The organism is Escherichia sp. MOD1-EC6162 (genome assembly GCF_002965125.1).
In the GTDB taxonomy this organism is placed as follows: domain Bacteria; phylum Pseudomonadota; class Gammaproteobacteria; order Enterobacterales; family Enterobacteriaceae; genus Escherichia; species Escherichia marmotae.
The window spans coordinates 19,052-43,228 of the sequence record NZ_PTSB01000024.1 but is presented as its reverse complement, the minus strand read 5'-3'; the positions used below and the strand labels follow the sequence as shown (position 1 = coordinate 43,228).

Sequence of the window (24,177 nt, the reverse complement as noted above, 5' to 3'; positions counted from 1 at the left end):
CGCAAATGCAACGAGTCACCATCACGCTTGATGACGATTTACTGGAGACGCTGGACAGCCTGAGCCAGCGTCGCGGCTATAACAACCGTTCCGAAGCTATCCGCGATATTCTGCGTAGCGCTCTGGCACAGGAGGCTACCCAGCAGCACGGCACACAAGGTTTCGCGGTGCTGTCGTATGTGTATGAACACGAAAAACGCGACTTAGCCAGCCGTATTGTCTCCACCCAGCATCACCACCACGACCTCTCGGTCGCCACACTGCATGTACATATCAATCACGACGACTGTCTGGAAATCGCCGTGCTGAAAGGTGACATGGGCGATATACAGCATTTTGCCGATGATGTTATCGCCCAGCGCGGCGTGCGGCACGGGCATTTGCAGTGCTTGCCGAAGGAAGATTGATTTATTTCTGAAACGAGGAAAGAAAAGATATTAACTGAACTTAATTTATAAAATTAAGTTCAGTTGCATAGATAGATCCTGTAAAGGCAGATGTTCTGCGTAATGAACGCAGCTAAAATTTATGACTTCGCTTTATGACATCACAATATGAAGCCAGGTTTCCCTTCCTTACGCCATTGTCCCAATCGTCTTCCTGAATCGCAGTAGCGCGATGGTGAAAAACGCGCCGCCAATTGCCATCAGCGTCAGGAACTGCGGCCAGACGATTTCGAATCCGGCACCACGGTAGAGAATGGCTTGCGCGAGGCTAACAAAGTGTGTCGTCGGCATGGTCAGCATAATATCCTGCACCATCTGCGGCATACTTTCGCGCGGGGTAGAGCCACCGGAAAGCATTTGTAACGGTAGCAACACCAGAATCACCAGCAGCCCAAGCTGTGGCATCGAACGTGCTATCGTCCCCATAAAAATGCCGATTGACGTGGTGGCAAACAAACTGAGCGCTACACCCAGCATAAACAGCGGGATCGAGCCTTCAATCGGTACGCCCAGCACACCTTTCACCATCAGCACCAGCGATAATCCCGACACCACCAACACCACCAGCCCCATCGACCAGACCTTCGCCATCATGATCTCAAACGGCGTTATCGGCATCACCAACAAGTGTTCCACCGTGCCGTGTTCACGCTCACGGATCAGTGCCGATCCGGTGAGCACAATCGCCAGCATGGTAATGTTGTTGATGATCGCCATCACCCCGCCAAACCACGCGGGGTCGAGGTTCGGGTTAAAGCGCATGCGGGTTTCCAGCGATACCAACGGTTCGCTGTTATCACGGTAGCGCGCGACAAAGCTATTCACTTCACCGTTGATAATATTCTGGATATAACCGTTGCCAGTGAATGCCTGGCTCATGCGCGTGGCATCGACGTTCACCTGAATATCTGGCTGGCGTCCGGCGAGGACATCACGCTGAAAATTTGGCGGAATATTTATCGCGAAGGTATAGCGTCCGGCGTCCAGTCCGGCATCCATCTCATCGGCGGTGATCATCTCCGGTGGCAAAAACCACGGGCGATAGAAGCTGTTAACGATCCGGTTCGACAATTGCGATTGATCCATATCGGCAATAGCGATCGGCGCGAGGTTCAACGATCCTGGCGTAACGGTTGCCGACGAGTACACCGACACCGTAAACGAGAAGACAATCAGCGTCAGCATCGCTTTATCACCGAGCAGACTGCGCAACTCTTTGATACCCAGATTAAAAATATTGCGTAAATGGCGCATCATCCCTCCTGTTTTTTCAGTAGCAGGATGCTTAAGCCCATCACCAGCGGTATGGCTATCAGCAACGGGATGAAAAGTTGCCACAAATCAGTCAGATCCAGCGCCTTCGAGAATGTCCCACGGGCGATAGTCAGAAAATGGCTGGTCGGATAAACCTCGCCAATCCAACGTCCCGGCCCTTCCAGTGAAGCTACCGGATCGATCATCCCGGAAAACTGCGTCGCCGGAATCAACGTGATTATGGCAGTACCGAAAATGGCGGCTATCTGGCTTTTCATAAAGGTGGAGATCAGCAGCCCCATTCCGGTGGCGATGATGATATACAGCAGTGCCGCCAGGGTGAGCGTCAGGAAACTGCCTTTATGCGGCACGCCAAACACAAACACCGACAGGCCGCAGAGCAGGAAAAAGTTCAGCATTCCCAGCGCGATGTACGGTAGCTGTTTACCGAGCAAAAATTCGCTGCGGGTAGTAGGCGTAACGTAGAGATTGATAATCGACCCCAACTCTTTTTCCCGTACCACGCTAAGGGCGCTTAGCATTGACGGAATCATCATCAACAGAAGCGGGATCACCGCCGGAACAATCGCTGGCAGACTTTTTACGTCCGGGTTATAGCGATAGCGCGTCTCAATGTTCATCAGACCGCTTTGACTGGCTGGTGTCGATTGTTGGCTTGCCTCGTTCTGTAGCCAGTTCTGATGCATCGCCTGCACGTAACCTTTTACCGTTTCAGCGCGGCTGGGCATCGCGCCGTCGATCCAGACGCCGATTTCCACCGGCGTACCGCGTGCAATATCGCGGCCAAAATTGGGTGGGATCTCAATCGCTACCGTCACATCTCCTGCACGCATCCGGCGCTCAAGCTCGTCGTAACTGGTGAGCGGCGGCTGTTCGATAAAGTAACGGGAACCGGAGAGATTGAGTGTCCACGCCTGGCTGCTGACAGTCTGGTCGCGGTCAAGCACCGCAAAGCGCAGGTTTTCCACATCCATACTGATGCCGTAACCCATTATCAGCATCAGGATCACCGTCCCCATCAGCGCCAGCGTTGAACGTACCGGATCGCGTCGCAGTTCCAGTGCTTCGCGGCGGCTGTAGCTAAACAGACGACGCAGGCTAAATCCCTGACGCGGCGCGTGAGTGGTGTCATGTCCCACGGGCGGTGCTTCAACTTCGTTGCTCTGCCCTGCCGCTTCCTGCAAATAGGCGATAAATGCCTCTTCCAGGCTGGCAGCCCTGCGTTTCTCAACCAGCTCCTGCGGCGTGCCGCTGGCGAGTACTTTTCCGGCGTGCATCAGCGAGATGCGGTCACAGCGTTCCGCTTCGTTCATAAAGTGGGTGGAGATGAAAATGGTCACTTTGTCCTGGCGCGAGAGATCCACCATCAACTGCCAGAACATATCCCTCGCCACTGGATCGACGCCAGAAGTAGGCTCATCGAGGATTAACATCTCCGGGCGATGAATCACCGCCACAGCCAGCGAAAGTCGCTGACGAATACCGAGCGGCAGGGATTCCGGCAGTGCATCTTCAACATCGTTGAGCTTAAAACGCTCGCTCATCTCAGCAACTCGCGCAGGAATGTCCACTTCCGGAATGTGAAACAAGCGGGCATGTAACTCAAGGTTTTGCCGCACGGTGAGTTCGTTATAAAGCGAAAACGCCTGCGACATATAACCCACCCGCCGGCGGGTATCGATATCTTTTGGATCGACTGGTTGCCCAAACAACCACGCTTCACCTTCGCTGGCAGGCAGCAGCCCGGTGAGCATTTTCATGGTGGTGGATTTACCGCAGCCGTTCGAACCGAGAAACCCAAAAATCTCCCCGCGTGGAATGCGAAAATTAACGTGATCAACAGCGACAAAGGAACCAAAACGCATGGTCAGATCGCGCGCTTCGATGGCAATCTCTGCGTTTTCAGGTTGATACGGTGGGATGACTACCGCCTGATGCGCCTGGCGTTGCGCTTGCGGCAACAGATTTATAAATGCTTCCTCCAGCGTGGCGCTTTGCGTTTGCTGCCGCAGCTCTTCGGCACTTCCGGTTGCCAGCACTTCTCCGGCATTCATCGCTACCAGCCAGTCGAAGCGTTCGGCCTCTTCCATATAGGCGGTGGCAACCAGCACGCTCATATTACTCTGCCGCTGGCGGATGCTGTCGATCAGATCCCAGAACTGGGCGCGGGAGAGCGGGTCAACCCCCGTCGTAGGCTCATCAAGAATCAACAATTCCGGATCGTGGATTAACGCACAACACAACCCAAGTTTTTGCTTCATGCCGCCGGAGAGTTTACCCGCCGGACGATCGCGAAAAGGTGCTAACCCGGTACTGGTCAGTAGTTCATTAATTCGCACTTCCCGCTCCGCTTTGTCGTGACCGAACAAGCGGGCGAAAAAATCGACGTTTTCATACACCGACAAGGTGTGGTAGAGGTTTTTGCCCAGTCCTTGTGGCATCCAGGCGATGCGCGGGCAGACGTCGCGGCGATGCTTCGGGTCGCGCATATCGCCGCCCAATACCATCACGCTGCCCTGCTCAATGACGCGGGCACCAGAAATCAACGACAACAAACTCGACTTCCCGACACCGTCAGGGCCAATCAGCCCGACCATACAGCGGGCCGGAATATCGAGAGTGATATTGTTCAGCGCAACGGTTTTTCCATAATGCTGGCTCACGCCCGCCAGTTGCGCGACAGGCGGGACGGGAACCAGTTCCAGATGCGTCATTGCGGCAACCTCACCGCCAGGTCTTCAGGCCACGGAAGTTCTTCATTCACCCGCACCCACGCCACGCCCGGCAAGCCAGTTTTGACATATTCCAGATGCTGCTGGAGTAATTCCGGTGGGATACGCGCTTTGACGCGGAACATCAGTTTCAGCCGTTCATCGCTGGTTTCGACGGTTTTTGGCGTGAACTGGGCAACGCTGGCGACAAAGCTGATGGTCGCCGGAATACGCAGATCTGGCGCGGCATCAAGGATCAGACGCGCTTCCCCGCCCAGTTTCAGCGTGCCAGCCTGTTCGGTTGGCAGGAAGAAGGTCATATAGACATCGCTCAGGTCGACCATATTCAGCACCCGACCGCCTGCCGCCAACACTTCACCAGGCTCAGCAACCCGATACTGCACACGTCCGTCGCGCGGGGCTTTCAGTTCACTATCGTCGATATCTGCCGCGATACGCCGTTCAGTGGCTTGTGCGGCTTCGACACGCGTTTGCGCCTGAATGATATTGGTGCGTGCCGCTTCTATAGCGGCTTTAGAGGCAGAAACCTGGGCTTTTGCCGATTCCAGCGCAGCACGGGCGCTTTCGGCAGCGGCGCGGTCATCATCCAGTTGTTGCGCAGAAATAGCCCCACTATGGGCGAGCGAGCGGGAACGGGTATGACGTTTGGCAACGGAGTCCAGTTCAGCCTGGCGTTGATTGACCAGCGACTGCGCGGCGCGAGTTTCACTTTGCCTCTGCTCCAGCAAGGCCCGGGCGGCAGCAACGGCGCTTTGTGCTTCTTTGATTTGTGCGATGGCTTCCAGCCGCTGCTCCTGCAACACGCGGGTATCCATTTTCGCCAGCACTTCACCTTCGCGGACAAACTGGCCTTCTTTCACCAGAATAGTGTCGATACGCCCGGCGATTTTGCTGGCGATATCCACTTCCGTCGCTTCAATGCGCCCATTACTGACGGCAAAACCTTCCGGCACACCTGTCGGGCGCAACAACCACCATGCCACGACGGTAGCAACCGCCAGAACCCCGACAACCCACCACGCCAGATGGCGTTTACTCTTATCCATAATCGATCCGCCATAATCCCTGTAAGCAAACGAAACGTGTTACAACTGCCACTGAACGACGTTCAGCGGATTCTTCCATCCGGGATAAGAAGGAAACGGCATATGCGGCCAGGGCGCTGCAAGATGAGCACCAACGGGGAAGGCTTAGTGAAAACGGGTAGTAATGTTGTCATCATCAGCATTCCTGGCCGTAAATGAAACACGCATACTCATAATTGAAATCAATTAAATACTAACAGTTATATTCATGTTGTCTATTTGATTACTATCAGCTTGTGATACACCACGATGTTCTACATTTCGATTACGTTCTTAACCAAAAATCCTTTTTACAGGTTCTCAGGTTGTGCGACATAAATTTTCACAACAGGAAATAATGTAACTATCACACAGAGTTATTATCCCCTTGAGTACGAATATTTCCCGAATGTGAATACGTTTTTTACGAAAAGGTGATGAATGAGAAAAGACTGCACCTTACGCAACGATGAAAATAAGAAAAATATATTAATTCAGAATTCATCGTAGGATAAATATTTAATTACCAGCTTTAATCCATCTCTAAAAGCCGATACTTACAACAATAAATCCAGCTATAGTAAAGTTACTTTTTACAATTAGTGGTATCTCATTGTTATATTTAATTAGCTGAAAATACTACTTATACGTTTTCTGATATTAGCAGAAAAACATATGGAGATAGAGATGAATATCTATATTGGATGGTTATTTAAATTAATCCCTTTGCTAATGGGGGTAATATGCATCGCATTAGGTGAGTTTGTATTAGCAGGTTCTGGACAAAGTGAATACTTCGTTGCAGGGCATGTTCTGATTTCTCTCTCTGCAATATGTCTGGCATTGTTCACTACCGCATTTATTATTATCTCTCAGTTAAATCATGGCGTGAATAAACTCTACAACACATTATTCCCTGTTATTGGTTATGCTGGCTCCATTGCAACTATGATTTGGGGATGGTCATTTCTGGCCAGCGATAATGTGATGGCAGATGAATTTGTCGCCGGGCATGTGATTTTCGGTGTTGGCATGATTGCCGCCTGCGTATCAACCGTGGCGGCCTCTTCCGGGCATTTTCTGCTGATCCCGAAAAACGCAGCGGGTAGTAAGAGTGATGGAACACCATTGCAGGCGTATTCTTCAACTATCGGTAATTACTTAATTGCTATCCCCGTTCTGCTCACTCTCTTCGGTTTTATTTGGTCAATAGTGCTGTTACGCAACGCAAATATCACACCACATTATGTTGCAGGCCATGTGCTCCTGGGGCTAACAGCAATTTGCGCTTGTCTTATTGGTCTGGTTGCTACCATCATCCATCAAACGCGGAATACGTTCTCAGCGAAAGAACATTGGCTCTGGTGTTATTGGGTTATTTTACTCGGCTCACTTACCGTTATTCAGGGCATCTACGTATTAATCAGTTCAGATGAAAATGCCCGTCTGGCTCCGGGTATTATTCTCATTTGTCTGGGGATGATCTGCTACAGTATTTTCTCCAAAGTGTGGTTGCTGGCGCTGGTCTGGAGACGCGCCTGTTCGTTAACCAACAGAATACCCATGATACCCGTATTTACCTGTCTGTTTTGCCTGTTCCTCGCGGCATTCCTTGCAGAGATTGCGCAAACCGATATGGCTTACTTTATTCCCTCGCGGGTTCTGGTTGGCTTAGGTGCAGTGTGTTTTACGCTATTTTCAATCGTTTCTATATTAGAAGCAGGGTCTGCAAAAAAATAATAGAAAAGACTTCAGATAAGACGCTGAGCGTCTTATCTGGGCTTTATTCAGGTTGATTCCCCCTGATTTCACTGCGAAAACGAGGGGGTACTTTACGTCTTATTCTGCCGCCAAATCCTGCGCACAAGCCCACGCGCTGGACCACGCCCACTGGAAGTTATAGCCTCCCAGCCAGCCTGTGACGTCCATCACTTCACCAATAAAGTACAGCCCAGACACTTTGCGCGCTTCCATCGTCCGTGATGAGAGTTCATTGGTGTCCACGCCGCCGAGAGTCACTTCGGCGGTGCGATAGCCTTCGGTGCCGTTGGGTTGTACGCGCCACTCGGTCAATGTGGTAATCAGCGCCTGTTGGTCACGCACGTTGAGCTGTTTTAGCGGGACGTCCGGGATTTGCCCAAGTTGTTGCAACCGTTCAACCAACCGTTTCGGCAGATGAACCGCCAACGTGTTCTTCAGGCTCTGATTCGGATGTGCACTGCGCTGCTCGTTAAGGAAGGCTTCCAGGTCGACATCCGGTAGCAGATTGATGCTGACAAATTCACCCGGTTGCCAGTAGCTGGATATCTGCAACACCGCCGGACCAGATAAGCCACGATGCGTGAAGAGTAAATTTTCACGGAACACCGTGCCGTTTTCAGCGGTGATCACTGAAGGTACTGCAACGCCTGCCAGCACCTGTAACTCTTCCAGCAACGGTTTATGCAGTGTGAATGGCACCAGACCAGCGCGCGTCGGCAACACGTTGAGGCCAAATTGTTCGGCAATCTTATAACCGAACGGCGACGCGCCCAGACCCGGCATCGAGAGGCCTCCGGTCGCAATGACCAGTTTATCGCAGCCGACGGTCATACCATTCAGTTCAAGCGTAAAACCCGTTTCATCCTTTGCCACACTCAGCACTTCGCTACGCAATCTGAAGGTCACATTACCCTTCTCACACTCTGCCACCAGCATGTCAACAATCTGCTGTGCGGAGTCATCGCAAAAGAGTTGCCCTAACGTTTTCTCGTGCCAGGCGATGCCGTGTTTATTGACCAGATCAATAAAATCCCACTGCGTAAATCGGGCGAGGGCAGACTTACAAAAATGCGGATTCTGGCTCAGATAGGCACCAGGCTCGACATAAAGGTTGGTAAAGTTGCAGCGCCCACCACCAGACATGAGGATTTTGCGCCCCGGTTTTTTACCATTATCGATCAGCAAAACTCTGCGCCCTGCCTGACCTGCCAGCGCAGAACAGAACATACCAGCCGCACCAGCGCCTATAATAATGGCATCAAACCTTTCCACGTTGCGCTCCTCTTAGAAAAAATGGGCGTGAATTGTAAAGATTCCTCAGTGGCCGCACCAGCATCAATATTACTTAGGGGAAGTATTTATCTGAATTATATAAGATAATTATTTTTTGAGTGAAATTCATACAGGAGGCAAATCAAAAAAATCTATATTTCACTTTGCCCGCGCCGCGAAAGTCACTGATAATGCGCCGCGTTCATGTCCTCAAAATGGCGTAACGTCCTATGCTACATTTGTTTGCTGGCCTGGATTTGCATACCGGGCTGTTATTATTGCTTGCACTGGCTTTTGTGCTGTTCTACGAAGCCATCAATGGTTTCCATGACACCGCCAACGCCGTGGCAACTGTCATCTATACCCGCGCGATGCGTTCTCAGCTCGCAGTGGTTATGGCGGCAGTGTTCAACTTCCTGGGTGTTTTGCTGGGTGGTCTTAGTGTTGCCTATGCCATTGTGCATATGCTGCCGACAGATCTGCTGCTTAATATGGGATCGTCTCATGGCCTTGCTATGGTGTTCTCTATGTTGCTGGCGGCGATTATCTGGAACCTTGGTACGTGGTACTTTGGTTTGCCTGCATCCAGCTCCCATACGCTGATTGGCGCGATTATCGGTATTGGTTTAACCAATGCGTTGATGACCGGTACGTCAGTGGTGGATGCACTCAATATCCCGAAAGTATTAAGTATTTTCGCATCTCTGATCGTTTCCCCTATTGTCGGCCTGGTGTTTGCTGGTGGTCTGATTTTCTTGCTGCGTCGCTACTGGAGCGGCACCAAGAAACGCGCCCGTATCCACCTGACCCCAGCGGAGCGTGAAAAGAAAGACGGTAAGAAAAAGCCGCCGTTCTGGACACGTATCGCACTGATCCTTTCCGCTGTCGGCGTGGCGTTTTCTCACGGTGCGAACGATGGTCAGAAAGGCATTGGTCTGGTTATGTTGGTACTGATTGGCGTCGCACCAGCAGGCTTCGTGGTTAATATGAATGCCACAGGTTACGAAATCACTCGTACCCGCGATGCTATCAACAACGTGGAAGCTTACTTTGAGCAACACCCTGCGCTGCTCAAACAGGCGACCGGTGCTGATCAGTTAGTGCCGACTCCGGAAGCAGGCGCAACACAGCCTGCGGAGTTCCATTGCCATCCGTCGAATACCATTAACGCGCTCAACCGCCTGAAGGGCATGTTGACCGCCGATGTGGAAAGCTACGACAAGCTGTCGCTTGACCAGCGTAGCCAGATGCGCCGCATTATGCTGTGCGTTTCTGACACTATCGACAAAGTGGTGAAAATGCCTGGCGTCACTGCGGATGATCAGCGTCTGTTGAAGAAATTGAAGTCCGATATGCTTAGCACCATCGAGTATGCTCCGGTATGGATCATCATGGCGGTCGCGCTGGCGTTAGGTATCGGGACGATGATTGGCTGGCGTCGTGTGGCGACGACTATCGGTGAGAAAATCGGTAAGAAAGGCATGACCTACGCTCAGGGGATGTCTGCCCAGATGACGGCGGCGGTGTCTATCGGTCTGGCGAGTTATACCGGGATGCCTGTTTCCACCACTCACGTACTCTCCTCTTCCGTAGCGGGGACGATGGTCGTTGATGGCGGTGGCTTGCAGCGTAAAACGGTAACCAGCATTCTGATGGCCTGGGTGTTTACCCTCCCGGCTGCAGTGCTGCTCTCCGGCGGGTTGTACTGGATCTCTTTGCAGTTCCTGTAATCGCACGCATAAAAACGAGCGGGTCAGTTTTCTGGCCCGCTTTTTTTATGCCTTATTGCCGTGGTACTTAATGCCAAATCATCAATGCAATCAGGCTTATCACCACCAGACCACACAATGCGCTGGTCAGGATAAACTGCCGACGCACACGCTCGCAGCGACGAATAAACTCATCATCGTGATGATCACGATACCTCTGAGCATAGATATACCAAACGAGACGAACCTGTTTGTTGGGTTGGCCATGTGAGGTAAAAAAGCCCCCTCCATCAACATATTGATAGAGCAATGGATCGCAATTACGCAGTACCACTAACAACGCGCGTAGTGATGAGAAATAGCGCGCCATGTTAACAATGCAAACGACACATAAAGCCCAAAATAATGCGACGGTGCTTATCATACCTCCTCCCCGGCGACCTGCCCACGGAGTTCCACCCCGGGGCTACCGCTCCCGATACGCTGCCAATCAGTTAACACCAGGTCCTGGAGAAACCGCTTTTGTCGTAACGAACATCCGAGCGGCTCTATAGATAGTGTAGGAGATCAGGTTGTTTTTTTTCCATAAGGTTAACCACTATCAATATATTCATGTCGAAAATTTGATTATCTGATTGGTAAGCAAGGCGGATTGACGGATCATCCAGGTCGCTATAAGGTAAGGATGGTCTTAACACTGAATCTTTACGGCTGGGTTAGCCCCGCGCACGTAGTTCGCAGGACGCGGGTGACGTAACGGCACAAGAAACGCTAGCTGGCCAGTCATCGACAACTTTATGGAAGGAGTAACACTATGGCTTATAAACACATTCTCATCGCGGTCGATCTCTCCCCGGAAAGCAAAGTTCTGGTAGAGAAAGCGGTCTCTATGGCCCGCCCCTACAATGCGAAGGTTTCTCTGATCCACGTAGATGTAAACTACTCTGACCTATACACCGGACTTATTGATGTGAATCTGGGTGATATGCAGAAACGCATTTCCGAAGAGACTCATCACGCGCTGACTGAGCTTTCCACTAACGCAGGCTACCCAATTACTGAAACTCTGAGCGGCAGCGGCGATCTGGGTCAGGTTCTGGTTGATGCGATCAAGAAATACGATATGGATCTGGTGGTTTGTGGTCATCACCAGGACTTCTGGAGCAAACTGATGTCTTCCGCACGCCAGCTAATCAACACCGTTCACGTTGATATGCTGATTGTTCCACTGCGTGACGAAGAAGAATAATCATTCCCCTCTACTTGCTCCTGAACGCCCGCTCATGCGGGCGTTCTGCTTTTTGTTTTGAGCCGATGTTAATCTGCAGTCAGAAAGCTCACTGCGTAGCGAGCAATTCAAATTTACACCCCATAAAAAAGCATGTAACGCCATTACACATAAAAACATCAGCATGATTGGCTGGTTATTTTTGCTGTGATAGTGCATTAATGCATTCATTACATCAATATTAAGAATTTTAGACGCGTGTAAAATCTTTCGCGCGCAATCACTTACGCGTTCATACTTTTCAGGACGGTATTGGAAGGTTAATAAATATGAATACAACAACACCCACTGGGATGCTGCAGCAACCTCGCCCATTTTTTATGATCTTTTTTGTCGAATTATGGGAACGATTCGGCTACTACGGCGTGCAAGGCGTGCTGGCGGTTTTCTTCGTTAAACAGCTCGGATTTTCACAAGAGCAAGCCTTTGTCACCTTTGGTGCCTTTGCGGCGCTGGTCTATGGCCTTATCTCGATCGGCGGTTATGTTGGCGACCATCTATTGGGAACCAAACGCACCATTGTTCTCGGGGCAATTGTGCTGGCGATTGGCTACTTTATGACCGGGATGTCGTTACTCAAACCTGACCTGATCTTCATCGCGCTGGGGACTATCGCCGTCGGCAACGGCTTGTTTAAAGCCAACCCTGCCAGCTTGCTTTCTAAGTGCTATCCGCCAAAAGATCCGCGGCTCGATGGCGCTTTCACCCTGTTTTACATGTCAATCAACATCGGCTCGTTGATAGCATTATCGCTGGCACCAGTTATCGCTGACAGATTTGGTTATTCCGTCACCTATAATCTGTGCGGTGCGGGGTTAATTGTCGCGTTACTGGTCTACATCGCCTGTCGTGGAATGGTAAAAGATATTGGTTCTGCGCCAGACTTTCGACCAATGAGCTTCAGCAAACTGTTGTACGTGTTGATTGGCAGCGTGGTGATGATCTTCGTCTGCGCATGGCTGATGCACAACGTGGAAGTTGCCAACCTGGTGCTGATTGTCCTCTCCATCGTCGTCACCATTATTTTCTTCCGTCAGGCATTCAAGCTGGATAAAACCGGGCGCAACAAGATGTTTGTCGCCTTTGTGCTGATGCTCGAAGCGGTGGTGTTTTACATCCTCTACGCCCAGATGCCAACATCACTGAACTTCTTTGCCATCAACAACGTGCATCATGAAATCCTCGGCTTTTCCATCAACCCGGTCAGCTTCCAGGCGCTCAATCCGTTCTGGGTGGTCATTGCCAGCCCGGTACTGGCGACTATCTATACCCGTCTGGGCAGCAAAGGCAAAGATCTCTCGATGCCGATGAAATTCACCCTTGGTATGTTTATGTGTTCATTGGGTTTTCTGACTGCCGCCGCTGCGGGGATGTGGTTTGCTGATGCCCAGGGACTGACATCGCCGTGGTTTATCGTCCTGGTTTACTTGTTCCAGAGCCTGGGTGAACTGTTTATTAGCGCCCTGGGTCTGGCGATGATTGCTGCGCTGGTGCCGCAGCATTTGATGGGATTTATTCTCGGGATGTGGTTCCTGACGCAGGCAGCCGCATTCTTGCTGGGCGGCTATGTAGCGACATTTACCGCCGTGCCGGACAACATTACCGATCCGCTACAGACATTACCGGTCTACATCGATGTGTTTAGCAAAATTGGTCTGGTCACGCTGGGCGTTGCGGTGGTAATGCTGCTGATGGTGCCGTGGCTGAAACGGATGATTGAGACGCCAGAAAGCAATTAATTTTTCCTGCAGCAAACCGGGTAGCAGTAACGCTACCCGGTTTACTTTTACGCTGGTGTCCCGGCATAAATATCAAAGCGATGCCCTTTGGTAACGACCGCGTTAGGCGTGGCGACATTCGCCAGCGGCGGGGCGTAGTCCGGCCGTTTGACCACCACGCGTTTTGTCGCTAACTGGCGAGCAGGCTCCAGCAACCCATCCGCATCGAGATCCGGCCCAACCAGCGACTGAAACACGCGCATCTCTTTTTTCACTAACGCACTTTTCTGCTTATGCGGGAACATCGGGTCGAGATAGACCACCTGTGGGCGCGGGGTAATATCGGTCAGCGCCGTCAGGCTGGAGGCGTGAATTAACTGCAAACGTTCCTGTAACCAGCCGCCGATTTCCGCATCGGCATAGCCACGCGTCAGGCCATCATCGAGCAGCGCGGCAACCACCGGATTACGCTCCAGCATCCGCACGCGGCAGCCCACCGAAGCCAGCACAAAGGCATCGCGCCCCAAACCTGCAGTGGCATCGACTACATCCGGCAGATAATCACCCTTAATGCCCACCGCTTTTGCTACCGCCTCACCGCGTCCGCCGCCGAATCTGCGTCGGTGTGCCATCGCTCCGCCAACAAAATCAACAAAAATACCGCCAAGTTTCGGCTCATCGCGCTTGCGCAGTTCCAGATGCTCCGGCGTTAACACTAAGGCCATCAGGTTGTCTTCATCGTGCTCCAGCCCCCAGCGGGTCGCCAGAACAGATAAGGCACCGTCTCCGGTGCCCGATTCATCAATTAAGCAGATTTTCACTGACTGATCAGCCCTTAATGCCGTAATGCTCCAGCATCGCATCCAGTTGCGGTTCACGACCACGGAAGCGTTTGAACAGCTCCATCGGCTCTTCTGAACCGCCACGGCTCAGAATATTGTCGAGGAATGACTGTCCGGTTTCACGGTTGAAAATACCCTCTTCTTCAAAGCGTGAGAAGGCATCCGCTGCCAGCACGTCGGCCCACAGGTAGCTGTAGTAACCTGCTGCATAACCTCCGGCAAAAATGTGGCTGAAAGCATGTGGGAAACGCCCCCAGGACGGAGACGGCACCACGGCAACCAGTTTTTTGATTTCTGCCAGCGTTTCGAGGATCTTCGCGCCTTGTTCAGGACGGAACTCCGCGTGCAGACGGAAATCGAACAGGCCGAACTCCAGTTGACGCAGAATAAACAGCGCTGCCTGGTAGTTTTTCGCCGCCAGCATTTTATCCAGCAGCTCTTTCGGCAGCGGTTCGCCGGTTTCATAATGACCAGAGATAAACGCCAGCGCCTCCGGCTCCCAGCACCAGTTTTCCATAAACTGACTCGGCAGTTCGACTGCATCCCACGGCACCCCGTTGATACCGGAAACGCCTGCGGTCTCGATGCGGGTCAGCATATGATGCAGGCCGTGACCGAACTCATGGAACAGGGTGATCACTTCGTCGTGGGTAAACAGCGCCGGTTTACCATTCACCGGACGGTTGAAGTTACAGGTCAGGTAAGCGACCGGTTTTTGCAGCGAACCGTCGGCTTTACGCATCTGGCCTACGCAGTCATCCATCCACGCCCCGCCGCGCTTGTTTTCACGGGCATACAGATCGAGGTAGAAGCTGCCGCGCAGTTCGTTGTTCTCGTCATAGAGTTCGAAGAAACGTACATCCGGATGCCAGACATCGACATCCTTACGCTCTTTGGCGGTGATGCCGTAAATACGTTTAACCACTTCAAACAGGCCGTTAACCGCTTTGTTTTCCGGAAAGTACGGACGCAGTTGTTCGTCGCTGATGCTATAAAGATGCTGTTTTTGTTTTTCGCTGTAGTACGCAATATCCCACGGCTGCAACTCATCGACGCCAAATTCGGCTTTGGCGAAGGCGCGCAGTTGCGCCAGTTCTTTTTCACCTTGTGGACGTGCGCGTTTTGCCAGATCGGTTAAGAAATCAAGCACCTGCTGCGGATTTTCTGCCATTTTAGTGGCGAGTGATTTAAAGGCGTAGTTTTCAAAACCCAGCAATTGCGCCAGTTCATGACGCAAGGTGAGGATCTCTTCCATCACTTTACTGTTGTCCCACTTACCAGCGTTCGGGCCTTGATCGGAGGCGCGGGTGCTGTAAGCGCGATACATCTCTTCACGCAGGGCCTGGTTGTCGCAGTAGGTCATTACCGGCAGATAGCTTGGGATATCCAACGTCAGCAGGTAACCTTCCAGTTCTTTCGCTTCGGCCTGAGCTTTTGCCGCAGCCAATGCACTTTCTGGCATACCCGCCAGTTCCGCTTCGTCGGTGACGAGTTTAGTCCAGCCCATCGTCGCATCGAGGACGTTGTTGCTGTACTGGTTGCCCAGTTCGGAAAGACGGGTAGCAATCTCACCGTAACGCTGCTGTTTTTCTTTCGGCAGGCCGATGCCAGAAAGTTCAAAATCACGCAGTGCGTTATCAACCGCTTTTTTCTGCGCTGTGTTCAGCGTGGCGTAGTAATCGCCATCGCGCAGGTCACGGTACGCTTTATATAGCCCTTCATGTTGCCCTACCCAGGTGCTGTATTCCGACAGCAGCGGCAGCGTTTGTTCGTAAGCTTCACGCAGTTCCGGGCTATTTTTCACCGAGTTCAGGTGGCTAACCGGGGAGAAAATACGTCCCAGTACATCATCGACTTCTGCAAGCGGCTGGCAGAGATTTTCCCAGGTGTACGGTGCCCCTTGCGCTACCACGCGCTCTACATTTTCGCGGCAGTCGTTCAACGCCTTAGTGACGGCTGGAACCACATGTTCCGGGAGGATTTTTGAAAACGGCGGGAGTTCAAAGGGAGTCAGTAACGGATTCGTCATAGGTACAGTCCTGGTTAAATAGGGGGAACGAAACGCTCGCAGGCGCTTTCGCCGGATGCGACGCAGGCGTCTTATCCGACCTACTTTGGTAGGCCGATGCCATCCGACGCGTAATGGGTAATAGCATGGGGTTAAGTGTAGTGAATTTCAATGAGAAACGTTACGCTTTCGCGGCGGCGGCCTCTTTTCGGTATACTGTTCTGATACGCTTTTGTGCGCCCCGAATACGGGCCGATTTTTACTTACCGGAACACCTTTACCCATGCTCAGTTATCGCCACAGCTTTCACGCTGGCAACCACGCCGACGTCCTTAAACATACCGTTCAGAGCCTGATCATCGAGTCGCTGAAAGAGAAAGATAAACCGTTTCTCTATCTCGATACCCACGCGGGTGCGGGGCGTTATCAGTTAAGTAGCGAACATGCCGAGCGTACAGGCGAATATCTCGAAGGCATCGCCCGTATCTGGCAGCAGGATGACCTGCCCGCAGAATTGGAGTCGTACATCAATGTGGTAAAACACTTCAACCGTAGTGGGCAGCTACGTTATTACCCTGGTTCGCCGTTGATTGCCCGTCAGTTACTGCGTGAACAAGACAGCCTGCAACTGACCGAGTTGCACCCCAGCGATTATCCGTTACTGCGTTCTGAATTTCAGAAAGACAGCCGTGCGCGCGTAGAAAAAGCCGACGGCTTCCTGCAGCTTAAAGCTAAACTGCCGCCGGTCTCCCGCCGTGGCCTGATCCTTATCGACCCGCCGTATGAAATGAAAACAGACTATCAGGCGGTGGTCAGTGGGATAGCAGAAGGCTACAAACGTTTCGCCACTGGCACTTACGCATTGTGGTATCCGGTAGTGCTGCGTCAGCAAATTAAGCGCATGATCCACGATCTGGAAGCGACCGGTATTCGCAAAATTCTGCAAATTGAACTGGCGGTGCTGCCAGACAGCGATCGCCGTGGCATGACCGCTTCTGGCATGATTGTCATTAACCCTCCGTGGAAGCTGGAACAGCAAATGAATAACGTGCTGCCGTGGCTACACAGCAAACTGGTTCCGGCAGGCACCGGGCACGCTACCGTAAACTGGATCGTACCGGAGTAATTGCAGCCATTGCTGGCACCTTTTACGTCTCGCGCTACAATCGCGGTAATCAACGATAAGGACACTCTGTCATGACTAAACACTATGATTACATCGCCATCGGCGGCGGCAGCGGCGGTATCGCCTCCATCAACCGCGCGGCTATGTACGGCCAGAAATGCGCGCTGATTGAAGCCAAAGAACTGGGCGGCACCTGCGTGAACGTCGGCTGCGTGCCGAAAAAAGTGATGTGGCACGCGGCGCAAATCCGTGAAGCCATCCACATGTACGGCCCGGATTATGGCTTTGATACCACCATTAATAAGTTCAACTGGGATACATTGATCGCCAGCCGTACCGCCTATATCGACCGTATCCATACCTCCTATGAAAACGTACTCGGTAAAAATAACGTTGATGTAATCAAAGGTTTTGCTCGCTTCGTTGATGCCAAAACGCTGGAAGTTAACGGTGAAACCATCACTGCTGATCATATTCTGATCGCCACCGGTGGCCGTCCGAGCCATCCGGATATTCCGGGCGTGGAATACGGCATTGATTCCGATGGTTTCTTCGCCCTTCCCGCTTTACCAGAGCGCGTGGCGGTTGTTGGCGCAGGTTACATCGCCGTTGAACTGGCTGGCGTGATTAACGGCCTCGGCGCGAAAACGCATCTGTTTGTGCGTAAACACGCACCACTGCGCAGCTTTGATCCGATGATCACTGAAACACTGGTCGAGGTGATGAACGCCGAAGGCCCACAACTGCACACCAATGCAATCCCGAAAGCGGTGGTGAAAAATGCCGATGGCAGCCTGACGCTGGAGCTGGAAGATGGTCGCAGTGAAACGGTGGATTGCCTGATTTGGGCGATTGGGCGTGAACCTGCCAATGACAACATCAACCTCGAAGCTGCTGGCGTTAAAACCAACGAAAAAGGTTATATCGTCGTCGATAAATATCAAAATACTAACGTTGAAGGTATTTACGCGGTGGGCGATAACACTGGCGCGGTGGAACTGACGCCGGTTGCAGTAGCAGCGGGTCGTCGTCTCTCTGAACGCCTGTTTAATAACAAGCCGGATGAACATCTGGATTACAGCAATATTCCGACCGTCGTTTTCAGCCATCCGCCGATTGGTACTGTTGGTTTAACAGAACCGCAGGCGCGTGAGCAGTACGGCGACGATCAGGTGAAAGTGTATAAATCCTCTTTCACCGCCATGTATACCGCTGTCACCACTCACCGCCAGCCGTGCCGCATGAAGCTGGTATGCGTTGGGCCAGAAGAGAAGATTGTCGGTATTCATGGTATTGGTTTTGGTATGGATGAAATGTTGCAGGGCTTCGCGGTAGCGCTGAAGATGGGCGCAACCAAGAAAGACTTCGACAACACCGTCGCTATTCACCCGACGGCGGCAGAAGAGTTCGTTACTATGCGTTAAATGTTAAAGGGCAAAGAGTGGTGTGCTCTTTGCCCTTAGCTACGTTTCCGCTATCAGTTCAGAAGCTGAAGCAGGAAGCGGATCAGTTCCAGCAACGCAATTAACGCCCCAAGAACAATGATTGCTTTATCAATCACCCGTTTTCTCCATGCTATGGAGTGAGAATGCATCCGCTTACTCATCCATTGCCTGTCACGGTGCATGTCTCATTGTTAGATAACGACTATCTCACTCCGGCCAGAGCATCAGTTAACGGCACCACCCGTACCACTGATCAGGACTTTGAAAGCGTTTATGCGCATTACCAGAGTGAAAATGCCTCAGAGCTAACTGGATAATTATACAGTGCTTATAGTTTATAAAACCAGCATGTCCTTGCAATAGTTTCAGTATGGTATTAGCATTGATGCGTTAGATGATGACTATCTCACTCCGACCAGGGCCACCAACTCTGGGCTGGAAAGTAAAAAACCGACGCAAAGTCGGTTTTTTTACGTCCTGATTCAGACCCCTTTTCAAATAAATACCCAACTCTTAATTCACACCCATTACCTTCCTTTGCACCTATACATCCGTTAAATCATATATGTTTTTGACTTATTCATTTCGAAGAGAGACACTACCTGCAACAATCAGGAGCGCAATATGTCAATTCTGTTACCCATCCAACTGTTCAAAATTCTTGCCGATGAAACGCGTTTGAGTATCGTTTTACTGCTCAGCGAGATGGGTGAGTTATGCGTCTGTGATCTCTGTACTGCCCTGAATCAGTCGCAGCCCAAGATCTCACGCCACCTGGCATTGCTGCGTGAAAGCGGCTTATTGCTGGATCGCAAACAAGGTAAGTGGGTTCATTACCGTTTATCTCCGCATATTCCTTCCTGGGCTGCGAAAATTATTGAGCAGACCTGGAGATGTGAACAGGAAAATGTTCAGGCAATTGTCCGTAACCTGGCCCGACAAAATTGTTCCGCAGACAGTAAGACCATTTGCAGCTAAAAAATTTACCCACACATATATGAATTTTCGCATATGTTATTTCAGGGAGGCATTATGTTACTGGCAGGCGCTATTTTTGTCCTGACCATCATATTGGTTATCTGGCAGCCGAAAGGTTTAGGCATCGGCTGGAGTGCGGCGTTGGGCGCGGGACTGGCGTTAGTTACGGGTGTGGTACATCCGGGCGATATTCCTGTGGTGTGGAATATTGTCTGGAATGCGACTACTGCATTTATTGCCGTTATTATCATCAGCCTGCTGCTGGACGAATCCGGTTTTTTCGAATGGGCGGCGCTGCATGTTTCACGTTGGGGTCATGGGCGTGGCCGCTTGCTGTTTACCTGGATAGTCCTGCTCGGTGCGACCGTTGCGGCTCTGTTTGCCAATGATGGCGCGGCACTTATTTTGACGCCGATCGTTATCGCCATGTTGCTGGCTTTAGGTTTCAGTAAAGGCACAACGCTTGCATTCGTCATGGCGGCTGGATTCATTGCCGATACCGCCAGCCTGCCGCTTATCGTATCCAACCTGGTAAATATCGTTTCGGCAGATTTCTTTGGCCTCGGCTTTAGCGAATATGCCTCGGTCATGGTGCCGGTGGACATCGCCGCAATACTGGCCACGCTGGTGATGTTGCATCTCTACTTTCGCAAAGATATTCCACAGAACTACGATATGGCATTGCTGAAACCTCCCGCCGAAGCAATTAAAGATCCTGCCACCTTCAAAACGGGCTGGGTTGTTTTATTGCTTTTGCTGGCGGGATTTTTCGTTCTGGAACCGCTCGGTATCCCGGTAAGCGCCATTGCGGCAGTGGGCGCGCTAATTTTGTTTGTAATCGCTAAACGCGGCCATGCTATCAATACGGGTAAAGTGCTACGCGGCGCACCCTGGCAGATTGTCATCTTCTCACTCGGCATGTATCTGGTGGTTTATGGCCTGCGCAATGCGGGGCTAACAGAATACCTTTCTGGCGTACTTAATGTATTGGCAGATAACGGTCTGTGGGCCGCGACGCTGGGCACCGGATTTCTGACCGCCTTCCTCTCTTCTATTATGAACAATATGCCTACGGTACTGGTTGGTGCGTTGTCTATTGATGGCAGCACGGCGTCTGGCGTGATCAAAGAAGCGATGGTTTACGCCAACGTTATTGGCTGCGATCTGGGGCCGAAAATTACGCCAATTGGTAGCCTGGCAACACTGCTCTGGTTGCACGTACTTTCGCAGAAGAATATGACGATTAGCTGGGGGGATTACTTCCGTACAGGAATTATTATGACCCTGCCGGTGCTGTTTGTAACGCTGGTCACGCTGGCGCTACGTCTCTCTTTCACTTTGTAATGAGATACTGATATGAGCAACATTACCATTTATCACAACCCGGCCTGCGGCACGTCGCGTAATACACTGGAGATGATCCGCAACAGCGGTACAGAACCGACTATTATCCACTATCTGGAAACCCCACCGGCTCGTGACGAGCTGGTCAAACTCATTGCCGATATGGGAATTTCGGTACGCGCGCTGCTGCGTAAAAACGTTGAACCATATGAGGAACTGAGTCTTGCAGACGATAAATTTACTGACGATCAGTTAATCGACTTTATGTTGCAACACCCGATTCTGATTAACCGTCCAATTGTGGTAACACAGTTGGGAACCCGGCTGTGCCGCCCTTCGGAAGTAGTGCTGGAGATCCTGCCGGATGCTCAGAAAGGGGCGTTCACCAAAGAAGACGGTGAGAAAGTGGTTGATGATTCAGGTAAACGATTAAAATAAACAAAGGGGGCGACTGTGCCCCTAATCGTTGACGCAGCGCGTATCATTTCTTAGCGGATGCGAGATCGTGCAATTTCAGTAAATTGCGCTTCCTGCCCTCACAGATAAATAGTTTCCCTTTTAATAAACAGTTATCACCATAATGATAATAATTAGCACTCTATGTTCCATAAGAGAAAAAACAATTTAATTAAAATAGTTAAATAAAGGACTAGTATTATAAATAGACGGGTAATAACATCACACAGCAATGCTCTCTCTGGGACTAATGTTCAAGATATAAATATCAGACAGGTTTACATTACTATCAGGCATATCACCTGAGAATTAGATGAAAACCATAAAGAAATATCTATTATGGTTTTAACATTTGTTGATAAGGATAGTAACATGAACAAGACAAAAGGTGCACTCATCTTCAGCCTTTCATTTTTTCTTGCCGCATGTAGTTCGATTCCGCAAAATATCAAAGGCAATAACCAACCTGATATTCAAAAAAGTTTTGTTGCTGTTCATAACCAACCAAATTTGTATGTTGGTCAACAGGCACGCTTTGGCGGTAAGGTTATCAACGTTATTAACGGCAAAACAGATACGTTGTTAGAAATCGCCGTATTACCGCTGGATAGCTATGCCAAACCTGAAATTGAAGCCAACTATCAGGGTCGCCTGCTCGCCAGACAAAATGGCTTCCTTGACCCAGTGAACTACCGTAACCACTTTGTCACCGTTCTCGGCACGATTCAGGGCGAACAGCCAGGTTTTATCAATAAAGTCCCGTATAACTTCGTTGACGTGAATGTACAGGGGATTCAGGTGTGGCATTTGAGAGAAGTGGTCAACACCACCTACAACCTGTGGGATTACGGCTACGGCGCATTCTGGCCAGAACCCGGCTGGGGCGCACCTTATTACACCAATGCGGTTAGCCAGGTAACGCCAGAACTGGTGAAATAATTTAGTTTAAAGATGCAGATATTTTCCAAATATCTGCATCTTTAATATGAATATTAATATACAACTATAATTATAAGTCCTGCCCTGTTTATTACCTTTGGCAACCTGATTATGAAGTTAATGCTCGCAACAGGAGTCGGTTATGTTTCTTATAATTACCAAAGACATCATGTTTTTCACCGCAATGAAAAATATTTTGAGTAAGGGTAATGTCGTTCATATACAGAACGAAGAAGAGATTGACTTAACGTTGCATCAGGGTGCTTTGGTGATTATTGATACATTAATGAATAATGTATTCCACTCATCAATGCTCAACAAAATTGAACGTCTGCAACCTGTCCATGTCATTGTTTTCTCGCCGTTTAATATTAAACGCTGTCTGGGGAAAGTCCCGGTAACTTTTGTTCAGAGAAATATTACGATTATTGACTTTGTCGCGCTGCTCAATGGCAGTTACTGTTCTGCGCCAGAAGCGGATGTGTCACTCTCGCGCAAACAGCATCAGGTTCTGACCTGCATTGCAAATCAAATGACGACAGAAGATATTCTGGGAAAACTAAAAATCTCGTTAAAAACATTCTACTGTCATAAACACAATATTATGATGATCCTCAACCTCAGGCGGATCAACGAACTGGTACGGCATCAACATATTGATTATCTGGTCTGAATTCTCCAGCCGATATTTATAAAGAGGCCCGGCGACAGCCAGACCTCCGGACAATGACACGTTACGCAGCAACGCCTTCTTGCGTCAGTGCCGCAATCTGTTTACGCCATTGCGCTTGCTCTTGTTCGCCTTCTGTACGTTGACCATAAAGTTGCGCAATCTGCGTACCATCATGGGCAAACAATTCCAGGCTGGTCACGTAGCCATCGCTGGTCGGTTTACGGGTAACCCAGGTTTCAGCGATGCTCTCTTCTAATAGATGAAGAGTAAATGTTGGGTTGAAAATATTCAGCCAGCCTTTCATTGGCACCACTTTTTCTACCACACCCGTGAAAATTTGTACGCAGCCACGGTTGCCAACAAACACCATGATCTCATTGCCATCTCGCTGGGCGGATTCCAGAATCTGCGCCAGCGCACTATTGGCGACTTTGCAGGCCAGATCGTCTGCCACCAGTTTAAACGCCTGTTGGCGCGTCAGGTTATGCCGCTTGAGCAGCGTAAAAAACTGATGAACATCCGTCATCGCACGCCACTCTTGCTCTACAGCACTGGCATCGACGTTGCTATGCGCAGCAGGTGCATCAACCGTTGTTAACTCAAGCGGCGTATTTTCCTCGACAATAAAACGCGCCAGAAGCTCGCTCCATGCCGCCATATCGGTATTGTCGGTGGCATAAACTTTCAGTAACGCATCGCCCTGATGATCAAAGAACTGAACACTCTGACGTTCGCCGCGAGCCGTGGTTTCTTTTATATGGAAAACACTGGCCCACTGGTTGAGAAACAGACGCAGATCCAGCGCGCGCGGATTGAGTATTAATCCGGCATGGCCGTTCAAATGCTGGTTGGTAAATGCCCCAACTTGCTCATGAACAGCATATTCATTACGACAGATACATTTGGTTTCGCCAACGCTTTCCAGCGCCGCGAGAATTTCACGAATATCGCCGCGCATCCGCCACGCATCGTGCGTGACACGGGCAAATGCCAGTTCTGCTTCGCTGATATTCATTAAACCTGCGATGTCACGCGCGTACTTTCCGGGATTTTGTTCTTTTAACTCAAGCCAGCGTGTGTAGTGGTTCATTGTCTCTCTTC

Annotated in this window: 23 protein-coding genes; 13 read left to right on the top strand and 10 right to left on the bottom strand. The window is 50.7% G+C overall.

The window, feature by feature from the left end; all coding sequences use genetic code 11:
* The first annotated feature begins 5 nt into the window (after nt 1-5).
* Nucleotides 6-407, top strand: coding sequence for a nickel-responsive transcriptional regulator NikR (gene nikR, locus A9587_RS18090; protein WP_001190061.1), 402 nt, complete (start codon nt 6-8; stop codon nt 405-407).
* Between the two features lie 168 nt (nt 408-575).
* Here nikR and A9587_RS18085 read toward each other — a convergent pair whose 3' ends face one another.
* The 4 genes from A9587_RS18085 to A9587_RS25120 form a co-directional block, all read right to left on the bottom strand.
* Nucleotides 576-1,700: an ABC transporter permease gene (locus A9587_RS18085; RefSeq protein WP_001314210.1), complete on the bottom strand. Its 1,125-nt coding sequence runs from the start codon at nt 1,698-1,700 to the stop codon at nt 576-578.
* A complete protein-coding gene (rbbA, locus tag A9587_RS18080) occupies nt 1,700-4,435 on the bottom strand; it encodes a ribosome-associated ATPase/putative transporter RbbA (RefSeq protein ID WP_016249314.1) in 2,736 nt (911 codons plus the stop codon). Before rbbA ends, A9587_RS18085 begins: the two co-directional genes overlap by 1 nt.
* Entirely contained in the window at nt 4,432-5,499 is a 1,068-nt protein-coding gene (locus A9587_RS18075; RefSeq protein ID WP_000361522.1) for an HlyD family secretion protein, read from the bottom strand. Before A9587_RS18075 ends, rbbA begins: the two co-directional genes overlap by 4 nt.
* Before the next feature lie 62 nt (nt 5,500-5,561).
* Nucleotides 5,562-5,675, bottom strand: coding sequence for a hypothetical protein (locus A9587_RS25120; protein WP_214678606.1), 114 nt, complete (start codon nt 5,673-5,675; stop codon nt 5,562-5,564).
* 529 nt (nt 5,676-6,204) lie between these two features.
* On the opposite strand from A9587_RS25120, the gene A9587_RS18070 reads away from it, so the two are divergent.
* Complete coding sequence (locus tag A9587_RS18070; RefSeq protein ID WP_105263314.1) at nt 6,205-7,257, top strand: DUF2776 family protein; 1,053 nt, start codon at nt 6,205-6,207, stop codon at nt 7,255-7,257.
* 99 nt (nt 7,258-7,356) lie between these two features.
* On the opposite strand, the gene A9587_RS18065 is transcribed toward A9587_RS18070, so the two are convergent.
* Entirely contained in the window at nt 7,357-8,550 is a 1,194-nt protein-coding gene (locus A9587_RS18065) for an NAD(P)/FAD-dependent oxidoreductase (protein ID WP_000439152.1), read from the bottom strand.
* A gap of 230 nt (nt 8,551-8,780) precedes the next feature.
* Between A9587_RS18065 and pitA the strand changes: the two genes are divergently transcribed.
* On the top strand, nt 8,781-10,280 hold the full coding sequence (gene pitA / locus A9587_RS18060; RefSeq protein ID WP_000902773.1) for an inorganic phosphate transporter PitA: 1,500 nt from the start codon (nt 8,781-8,783) through the stop codon (nt 10,278-10,280).
* 67 nt (nt 10,281-10,347) lie between these two features.
* Here pitA and uspB read toward each other — a convergent pair whose 3' ends face one another.
* A complete protein-coding gene (gene uspB, locus A9587_RS18055; RefSeq protein WP_000626185.1) occupies nt 10,348-10,683 on the bottom strand; it encodes a universal stress protein UspB in 336 nt (111 codons plus the stop codon).
* 390 nt (nt 10,684-11,073) lie between these two features.
* Here uspB and uspA point away from each other — a divergent pair, with 390 nt between their 5' ends.
* Both uspA and dtpB read left to right on the top strand, forming a co-directional pair.
* A complete protein-coding gene (gene uspA, locus A9587_RS18050) occupies nt 11,074-11,508 on the top strand; it encodes a universal stress protein UspA (protein WP_000323571.1) in 435 nt (144 codons plus the stop codon).
* Between the two features lie 308 nt (nt 11,509-11,816).
* Nucleotides 11,817-13,286, top strand: a complete 1,470-nt coding sequence (gene dtpB, locus A9587_RS18040) for a dipeptide/tripeptide permease DtpB (protein ID WP_001098671.1) — start codon at nt 11,817-11,819, stop codon at nt 13,284-13,286.
* 47 nt (nt 13,287-13,333) lie between these two features.
* Here dtpB and rsmJ read toward each other — a convergent pair whose 3' ends face one another.
* Both rsmJ and prlC read right to left on the bottom strand, forming a co-directional pair.
* Nucleotides 13,334-14,086, bottom strand: coding sequence for a 16S rRNA (guanine(1516)-N(2))-methyltransferase RsmJ (rsmJ, locus tag A9587_RS18035; protein WP_000686602.1), 753 nt, complete (start codon nt 14,084-14,086; stop codon nt 13,334-13,336).
* A gap of 7 nt (nt 14,087-14,093) precedes the next feature.
* Entirely contained in the window at nt 14,094-16,136 is a 2,043-nt protein-coding gene (gene prlC, locus A9587_RS18030) for an oligopeptidase A (protein WP_000184159.1), read from the bottom strand.
* 262 nt (nt 16,137-16,398) lie between these two features.
* Here prlC and rlmJ point away from each other — a divergent pair, with 262 nt between their 5' ends.
* Together rlmJ and gorA are read left to right on the top strand one after the other, a co-directional pair.
* A complete protein-coding gene (rlmJ, locus tag A9587_RS18025; protein WP_001517285.1) occupies nt 16,399-17,241 on the top strand; it encodes a 23S rRNA (adenine(2030)-N(6))-methyltransferase in 843 nt (280 codons plus the stop codon).
* A gap of 71 nt (nt 17,242-17,312) precedes the next feature.
* The gene (gene gorA, locus A9587_RS18020; RefSeq protein ID WP_001517286.1) at nt 17,313-18,665 is read left to right on the top strand and encodes a glutathione-disulfide reductase; all 1,353 of its coding nucleotides are present in this window, start codon (nt 17,313-17,315) and stop codon (nt 18,663-18,665) included.
* A gap of 53 nt (nt 18,666-18,718) precedes the next feature.
* On the opposite strand, the gene dinQ is transcribed toward gorA, so the two are convergent.
* The gene (gene dinQ / locus A9587_RS18015; RefSeq protein WP_001295215.1) at nt 18,719-18,802 is read right to left on the bottom strand and encodes a damage-inducible type I toxin DinQ; all 84 of its coding nucleotides are present in this window, start codon (nt 18,800-18,802) and stop codon (nt 18,719-18,721) included.
* Nucleotides 18,803-18,829: 27 nt separating this feature from the next.
* Between dinQ and A9587_RS24670 the strand changes: the two genes are divergently transcribed.
* From A9587_RS24670 to A9587_RS17980, 6 genes are all read left to right on the top strand, one after another.
* Nucleotides 18,830-19,003 carry a hypothetical protein gene (locus tag A9587_RS24670; protein WP_157942545.1) on the top strand — a complete coding sequence of 58 codons (174 nt, stop codon included), beginning with the start codon at nt 18,830-18,832 and terminating at the stop codon, nt 19,001-19,003.
* A 307-nt stretch (nt 19,004-19,310) separates the two neighbouring features.
* A complete protein-coding gene (arsR, locus tag A9587_RS18005) occupies nt 19,311-19,664 on the top strand; it encodes an As(III)-sensing metalloregulatory transcriptional repressor ArsR (RefSeq protein WP_000025636.1) in 354 nt (117 codons plus the stop codon).
* A gap of 54 nt (nt 19,665-19,718) precedes the next feature.
* Nucleotides 19,719-21,008, top strand: a complete 1,290-nt coding sequence (arsB, locus tag A9587_RS18000; protein WP_016249316.1) for an arsenite/antimonite:H(+) antiporter ArsB — start codon at nt 19,719-19,721, stop codon at nt 21,006-21,008.
* Nucleotides 21,009-21,020: 12 nt separating this feature from the next.
* Nucleotides 21,021-21,446 carry a glutaredoxin-dependent arsenate reductase gene (arsC, locus tag A9587_RS17995; RefSeq protein WP_000065763.1) on the top strand — a complete coding sequence of 142 codons (426 nt, stop codon included), beginning with the start codon at nt 21,021-21,023 and terminating at the stop codon, nt 21,444-21,446.
* Nucleotides 21,447-21,836: 390 nt separating this feature from the next.
* On the top strand, nt 21,837-22,403 hold the full coding sequence (gene slp / locus A9587_RS17990) for an outer membrane lipoprotein Slp (RefSeq protein WP_001044202.1): 567 nt from the start codon (nt 21,837-21,839) through the stop codon (nt 22,401-22,403).
* 142 nt (nt 22,404-22,545) lie between these two features.
* Entirely contained in the window at nt 22,546-23,076 is a 531-nt protein-coding gene (locus tag A9587_RS17980; RefSeq protein ID WP_061090552.1) for a helix-turn-helix domain-containing protein, read from the top strand.
* A 61-nt stretch (nt 23,077-23,137) separates the two neighbouring features.
* Here the strand turns inward: A9587_RS17980 and chuS are convergent, their stop codons facing one another.
* A complete protein-coding gene (gene chuS / locus A9587_RS17975; RefSeq protein WP_001017197.1) occupies nt 23,138-24,166 on the bottom strand; it encodes a hematinate-forming heme oxygenase ChuS in 1,029 nt (342 codons plus the stop codon).
* Between the last annotated feature and the right edge of the window lie 11 nt (nt 24,167-24,177).

What these genes read in the sequence shown, in the direction of transcription:
- nikR (WP_001190061.1), top strand. Translation starts at nt 6, where the DNA reads ATGCAACGAGTCACCATCACGCTTGATGACGATTTACTGGAGACGCTG.
- A9587_RS18085 (WP_001314210.1), bottom strand. Translation starts at nt 1,700, where the DNA reads ATGCGCCATTTACGCAATATTTTTAATCTGGGTATCAAAGAGTTGCGC.
- rbbA (WP_016249314.1), bottom strand. Translation starts at nt 4,435, where the DNA reads ATGACGCATCTGGAACTGGTTCCCGTCCCGCCTGTCGCGCAACTGGCG.
- A9587_RS18075 (WP_000361522.1), bottom strand. Translation starts at nt 5,499, where the DNA reads ATGGATAAGAGTAAACGCCATCTGGCGTGGTGGGTTGTCGGGGTTCTG.
- A9587_RS25120 (WP_214678606.1), bottom strand. Translation starts at nt 5,675, where the DNA reads ATGATGACAACATTACTACCCGTTTTCACTAAGCCTTCCCCGTTGGTG.
- A9587_RS18070 (WP_105263314.1), top strand. Translation starts at nt 6,205, where the DNA reads ATGAATATCTATATTGGATGGTTATTTAAATTAATCCCTTTGCTAATG.
- pitA (WP_000902773.1), top strand. Translation starts at nt 8,781, where the DNA reads ATGCTACATTTGTTTGCTGGCCTGGATTTGCATACCGGGCTGTTATTA.
- uspB (WP_000626185.1), bottom strand. Translation starts at nt 10,683, where the DNA reads ATGATAAGCACCGTCGCATTATTTTGGGCTTTATGTGTCGTTTGCATT.
- uspA (WP_000323571.1), top strand. Translation starts at nt 11,074, where the DNA reads ATGGCTTATAAACACATTCTCATCGCGGTCGATCTCTCCCCGGAAAGC.
- dtpB (WP_001098671.1), top strand. Translation starts at nt 11,817, where the DNA reads ATGAATACAACAACACCCACTGGGATGCTGCAGCAACCTCGCCCATTT.
- prlC (WP_000184159.1), bottom strand. Translation starts at nt 16,136, where the DNA reads ATGACGAATCCGTTACTGACTCCCTTTGAACTCCCGCCGTTTTCAAAA.
- rlmJ (WP_001517285.1), top strand. Translation starts at nt 16,399, where the DNA reads ATGCTCAGTTATCGCCACAGCTTTCACGCTGGCAACCACGCCGACGTC.
- gorA (WP_001517286.1), top strand. Translation starts at nt 17,313, where the DNA reads ATGACTAAACACTATGATTACATCGCCATCGGCGGCGGCAGCGGCGGT.
- A9587_RS24670 (WP_157942545.1), top strand. Translation starts at nt 18,830, where the DNA reads ATGCATCCGCTTACTCATCCATTGCCTGTCACGGTGCATGTCTCATTG.
- arsR (WP_000025636.1), top strand. Translation starts at nt 19,311, where the DNA reads ATGTCAATTCTGTTACCCATCCAACTGTTCAAAATTCTTGCCGATGAA.
- arsB (WP_016249316.1), top strand. Translation starts at nt 19,719, where the DNA reads ATGTTACTGGCAGGCGCTATTTTTGTCCTGACCATCATATTGGTTATC.
- arsC (WP_000065763.1), top strand. Translation starts at nt 21,021, where the DNA reads ATGAGCAACATTACCATTTATCACAACCCGGCCTGCGGCACGTCGCGT.
- slp (WP_001044202.1), top strand. Translation starts at nt 21,837, where the DNA reads ATGAACAAGACAAAAGGTGCACTCATCTTCAGCCTTTCATTTTTTCTT.
- A9587_RS17980 (WP_061090552.1), top strand. Translation starts at nt 22,546, where the DNA reads ATGTTTCTTATAATTACCAAAGACATCATGTTTTTCACCGCAATGAAA.
- chuS (WP_001017197.1), bottom strand. Translation starts at nt 24,166, where the DNA reads ATGAACCACTACACACGCTGGCTTGAGTTAAAAGAACAAAATCCCGGA.